Source organism: uncultured Flavonifractor sp. (assembly GCF_944383115.1).
Classification (GTDB): domain Bacteria; phylum Bacillota; class Clostridia; order Oscillospirales; family Oscillospiraceae; genus Flavonifractor.
In genome coordinates, this window is the sequence record NZ_CALWOJ010000117.1 from 1 (window position 1) to 5,474 (window position 5,474).

4 protein-coding genes are annotated in these 5,474 nt (G+C 61.6%); all 4 read right to left on the reverse strand.

Annotation, left to right across the window (positions count from 1 at the left end; all coding sequences use genetic code 11):
* Positions 1 to 62: 62 nt before the first annotated feature.
* Positions 63 to 1,604, reverse strand: coding sequence for a glutamine-hydrolyzing GMP synthase (gene guaA / locus Q0K43_RS10120; RefSeq protein ID WP_297290412.1), 1,542 nt, complete (start codon positions 1,602 to 1,604; stop codon positions 63 to 65).
* An 86-nt stretch (positions 1,605 to 1,690) separates the two neighbouring features.
* Positions 1,691 to 2,692 (reverse strand): acyltransferase family protein, encoded by a 1,002-nt coding sequence (locus Q0K43_RS10125; protein WP_297290413.1) that lies wholly within the window; start codon positions 2,690 to 2,692, stop codon positions 1,691 to 1,693.
* Between the two features lie 109 nt (positions 2,693 to 2,801).
* The gene (locus Q0K43_RS10130) at positions 2,802 to 3,437 is read right to left on the reverse strand and encodes a hypothetical protein (protein WP_297290414.1); all 636 of its coding nucleotides are present in this window, start codon (positions 3,435 to 3,437) and stop codon (positions 2,802 to 2,804) included.
* A gap of 72 nt (positions 3,438 to 3,509) precedes the next feature.
* Positions 3,510 to 5,474 (reverse strand): carbamoyl-phosphate synthase large subunit (gene carB, locus Q0K43_RS10135; RefSeq protein WP_297290415.1); only part of this gene is annotated, 1,965 nt, incomplete at its 5' end.

The following is a 5,474-nucleotide window of genomic DNA, read 5'->3' on the forward strand; positions in this document are numbered from 1 at the left end:
TCAAGAGCAGTATGGACGGGCAAAAAAGCCTGTATTCATGCGGGTTTTCGCCGTTTCGAGCGTCATTCCCATTCGATTGTGGCAGGCGGTTTACTGGTGATGTCGTAGACAATACGGTTGATGCCCTTGACCTCGTTGACAATGCGGGTGGAGATGCGATCCAGCACGTCATAGGGGATGCGGGCCCAGTCGGCGGTCATGAAGTCGCTGGTGGTCACCGCCCGGAGAGCCAGGGTGTAATCGTAGGTGCGGCCATCGCCCATGACGCCCACGCTGCGGGTATTGGTCAGCACCGCGAAGTACTGGTTGATGCTCCGATCCAGTCCGGCCTTGGCAATCTCCTCGCGGTAGATGGCGTCGGCATCCCGCAGGGTATCCAGCTTCTCCTTGGTCAGGTCGCCGATGACCCGGATGGCCAGGCCGGGGCCGGGGAAGGGCTGGCGCATGACCAGGTACTCGGGCAGGCCCAGCTCGCGGCCCAGCTGACGCACCTCATCCTTAAACAGCAGCCGCAGGGGCTCGATGATCTCCTTGAAGTCCACATAGTCAGGCAGACCACCCACGTTGTGGTGGCTCTTGATGACTGCGGCGTCGCCAGCACCGGATTCAATGACATCGGGGTAGATGGTGCCCTGCACCAGGTAGTCCACCCGGCCAATCTTTTTGGCCTCTTCCTCAAAGACCCGGATGAACTCCTCGCCGATGATCTTGCGCTTGCGCTCAGGCTCGGCCTCACCGGCCAGCTTCAGCAGGAAGCGGGTCTCGGCGTCCACCCGAACAAAATTGATATCCCAGCGGGCAAAGGCGGCCTCCACCTCGTCGCCCTCGTTTTTCCGCATGAGGCCGTGATCCACGAACACGCAGGTCAGCTGCTTGCCTACCGCCTCAGCCAGCAGGGCGGCGGCCACGGAGGAGTCCACGCCGCCGGACAGGGCCAGCAGCACCTTGCCGTCCCCTACCTTCTCCCGGATGTCTCGGATGGCGGTATTCTTGTAGTCCTCCATCGTCCAATCGCCGGTGGCGCCGCACACTTCATAGAGGAAGTTGCGGATCATGTCCACCCCGTGCTGGGTGTGGTTGACCTCGGGGTGGTACTGCACGCCGTAGAAGCCCCGCTTCTCGTCGGCAATGGCCACGTTGGGGCAGGCGTCGGTATGAGCAGTGAGGGCAAAGCCCTCAGGTACCTTGGCCATATAGTCGCCGTGGCTCATCCAGGAGATGCCCTGCTCCGGCAGACCCTTGAAGAGCTTGCAGGTAGTATCGTAATAAGTCTCGGTTTTGCCGTATTCCCGGGCGGTATCCTCCTGGGCGGCGGTGACCTGACCGCCCAACGTATGGGCCATCAGCTGGCAGCCGTAGCAGATGCCCAGCACAGGCACCCCCAGCTCAAAAATGGCGGGGTCCACATGGGGGGCCTTCTCCTCATATACACTGTTGGGGCCGCCGGTGAAGATGAAGCCGATGGGCGCCATCGCCTTCAGCTGCTCCAGAGGCGTGGTATAGGGCTTGACCTCGCAGTACACGCCGCACTCACGGACCCGGCGGGCGATGAGCTGGTTGTACTGGCCGCCAAAATCCAGAACGATCACGGTCTGATGGGACATTCAGGTTCCTTCTTTCTATGGGTTTTCTGAAAATCATGCAGCAATTACAGTTTAGAATATCATATTTTGCCCCGGTGCGCAATACTTCACCCATGTCCACACCTTCGCTGAATCCAGCGGTACCACCCCGCCCGAAAAACGAAGTCCGCACAGCGGCCCACCGCCGGATTACCCAGCAGGAGCAGCAGCCCCGCCCACGCCAGCAGCACCTGCCACGGCTGGGCCAGCAAATAGGGGAATTTCAGCCGGAGCAGATGGAAGAAAAAGCCGTGGAGCAGATAGATGGACAGGGTGTTCTGACCCAAAGCAGTTATGACCGGGATCCTGCGCTTGAGGTGAGGGGCCAGGCCCACAAACAGGAGGAAAATCACCCCGGCGGCGCAGCACATGATAAGGCCCCGCACCTGCCAGCTGTATCCCAGATCCGCATAGCCGTAGGCCCCCAGCATCATTTTTGCGGTCACGCCCCGGCGCAGCATGAACCACTCCAGCACCACGCAGCAGGCGGCCCCAAGGCCCAGAATCATCCCCCGGGCCATCCGTCCCGCTCCGTTCCAGCGGGCCCGCAAACCGTCCGCCCGTCTGAAATAGTAGCCCAGCAGAAACCAGGGCTGGAAGGCGATGAGCCGGGAGGCGCTCCACTGGTAGTCGATGCTCTTGTCAAAGCCTACCAGCAGCGCCAGAACCACCGACGCGGCCACCAGCAGCCACCGTCCTGCGGGGGACGGCGCGTCATACACCGGCAGCAAGAGGGTGTATACGGCCAGCACAAAGAGGTACCACAAAATCCAGTAGGGTCTGGAAAACTGCACATGGACCCAGGGGTCCCCCAGCTTCTCCACAAAGGCAGTATACACCCACTGGAGAACCAGATAGGGCAGCGCCATGCCGAAGATCCACTTCGCCCGGTCAAATTTGGCAAACATCCCGCTGAGGAACAGGAAGGCGGGCATATGGAAGGAGTAGATCAGCGTGTACAGGACCTCTTTCTGGGGGAACTCCCCCGCAATCTCCAACAGATGGCCCAACACCACCAGGGCGATCAGCAGGAAGCGCAGGTTATCATATTGAAATTCCCTTGTTTTCATCTCTGATGCGCCCTCTTTTTTCCCAGGTTGTACCCGCTTAGGATACCATGTTTCCCTCCATTCTGCAACACAGCAAAAGCCGCCGGACCGTATCGTCCGGCGGCTTTGTTCAGCGTTCCACTTCCGCGCCGCCCCACTCCACGGCGGTGAACCCGGTGCGCTCCGGGGCGGTGAGGCTCTGGGGCTCCACCTCCACCGGCTGGTCCAGCCCCTGCCAGGCCATGAACACCCGGATCAGGGTATCAGGAGCCGGGTCGATGGTCAGCTGGGCGCTGTCGGTATAGCTCTCCTGCTGGAAGGAGATCAGGTTATAGGGATTATGCTCCATCTTGGGCAGCCAGTAGATGATAAACTCGTTGGCCTCCTGCTCTGTCAGGCCCTGTTCAGCCAGTGCGTTCTCCAAAAAGGCGGTGGTGTTTTCCCCAGCCACGCAGAAACCGGTGGAGAAGTCGTATTCGGTCTGGCCAATCCCCTCCCAGAACAGGCAGTAGTACTGCCGCCCGGTGTCAGGGTCGGTGAGGGTACCGTCGGGAGAAGCGTCCACCGTCCAGCTGTCCCCATAGGCGGGATAGGTGGAGGTCAGTTCCCCGTCAAAGTCCAGAGTGACAGAGACCTGGGTCTCCTCCTCCGGATAGAGGTAGATCACCGGCTTGGCTGTGAGCGGCCCCGGGTCGTCACCGGCGCACCCCGCCAGTGAGGTGGCCAGCAGGCAGAATGCCAGGGTCAATGGAACCAGTTTACGCATAAAAACGCCCCCTTCCAGATTCTTAGGTCTATGCTATCAGACGAATCCGGAAGGGGGAAGTTCCCATTTTATTTAAATCTGAGTAATATCAATGGGCCGCAGGTCGGAGGGCCGACCCTGGGTACGGATGGTGAGCATGGCCCGGGCGGTGTCGATGGCGGTAATGCAGGCCACGGAGTGTTCCACCGTGGAGCGGCGGATCTTGAAGCCGTCGGTGTCGTGGCGGCGGCCCCGGGTGGGGGTATTGATGACCAGATCCACGGTACCGGAGGCGATCATGTCCAGGATATTGGGGTGGGCCTCGGAGACGCGGGCCACCTTGCGGGCGGGGATGCCCACGGCGTTGAGGGCGTCGCAGGTGCCGCTGGTGGCCAGAATCTCGATGCCCATATCGGCAAAGCCCTGGGCGATGCCGATGATCTCACCCTTATCCTCGTCCTTCACGGTGATGATGATGCGTCCGCCCTTCTTGGGGGCCTTCATATTGGCCCCCTTGAAGGCCTTCAGCAGGGCCTGGGGGAAGGACTCGGCCAGACCCAGGCACTCGCCGGTGGACTTCATCTCGGGGCCCAGGCCGGTGTCCACGTCGGTGAGCTTCTCAAAGGAGAACACCGGCATTTTCACGGCGTAGTAGTCGGCCTCCTTGTAGATGCCGGTGCCGTAGCCCAGGTCCTTCAGCTTCTGGCCCAGCATGACCTTGGTGGCCAGGTCGATGATGGGCACGCCGGTGACCTTGGAGATATAGGGGATGGTACGGGAGGAGCGGGGGTTGACCTCGATGACGTACACGGTGTCGTCGTAGATGACGAACTGGATGTTCACCAGACCCACCACCCCCAGGGCGCGGGACAGGTCGTAGGTGTAGCGGTAGATGGTCTCTTTGTGCTTCTCCTCGATGTGGATGGGAGGATAGACGGAGATGGAGTCGCCGGAGTGGACGCCGGCCCGCTCGATATGTTCCATGATGCCGGGGATGAGCAGATCCTCCCCGTCGAACACGCCGTCCACCTCCACCTCACGGCCCATCAGGTACTTATCCACCAGGATGGGATGCTCCTGCTCCACCTGATTGATGATGCGCATGAACTCGGTGATGTTGCGGTCATTGTAGGCGATCTCCATGCCCTGGCCGCCCAGCACATAGGAGGGACGCACCAGCACGGGATAGCCCACCTCATGGGCGGCCTCCAGGGCCTGCTGGGTGGTGAACACCGTCTTGCCGGCGGCCCGGGGGATGTTGCACTGGTTGAGGATCTCGTCAAACCGCTCCCGATCCTCAGCGGCGTCCACGCCGTCGGCGGAGGTGCCCAGGATGGGCACGCCCATGTCGGTGAGGGCCTGGGCCAGCTTGATGGCGGTCTGGCCGCCGAACTGCACCACCGCGCCCCAGGGCTTCTCCAGCTCCACCACGGCCTCCACGTCCTCGGCGGTCAGGGGCTCGAAGTACAGCTTGTCGGCCACGTCGAAGTCAGTGGACACGGTCTCCGGGTTGTTGTTGATGATGATGGTCTCAAAGCCCATGCGCTTGAAGGCCCACACGGAGTGGACGGAGCAGTAGTCGAACTCGATGCCCTGGCCGATGCGGATGGGGCCGGAGCCCAGCACCAGCACCTTCTTCCGCGCCTCTCCCGCCATCTTGCGGTGGGGCTCGGCGGTATTGGCCGCCAGATAAGGGGCCTCCGGGATGTGGGGGGCAAGCTCTCCCACCACCGGCATACAAAGCTCCTCAGCGGCCTCGTTCTCCTCATCGTAGGTGGAGTAGTAGTAGGGGGTCTGGGCCTCAAACTCGGCGGCGCAGGTGTCCACCATCTTGAAGGCCGGGCGGATGCCGAAGCCCTCCCGCAGGGCCTTGATCTCCTTCCGCTCCCTGCCGGACAGTGCGGCGATCCAGGCGTCGGAGAAGCCCATCTCCTTGGCCACGCGCAGAGTGTCGGCATCCAGGTGGCCGTGATCCAGCTTATCCTCCATGTCCACGATGTTCTGGAGCCGGTCCAGGAACCACAGGTCGTACTTGGTGATCTTGTTGATCTTCTCGGG

Coding starts and splice junctions, on each gene's coding strand:
- Q0K43_RS10125 (WP_297290413.1), bottom strand. CDS start 2,692: ATGAAAACAAGGGAATTTCAATATGATAACCTGCGCTTCCTGCTGATC.
- Q0K43_RS10130 (WP_297290414.1), bottom strand. CDS start 3,437: ATGCGTAAACTGGTTCCATTGACCCTGGCATTCTGCCTGCTGGCCACC.
- guaA (WP_297290412.1), bottom strand. CDS start 1,604: ATGTCCCATCAGACCGTGATCGTTCTGGATTTTGGCGGCCAGTACAAC.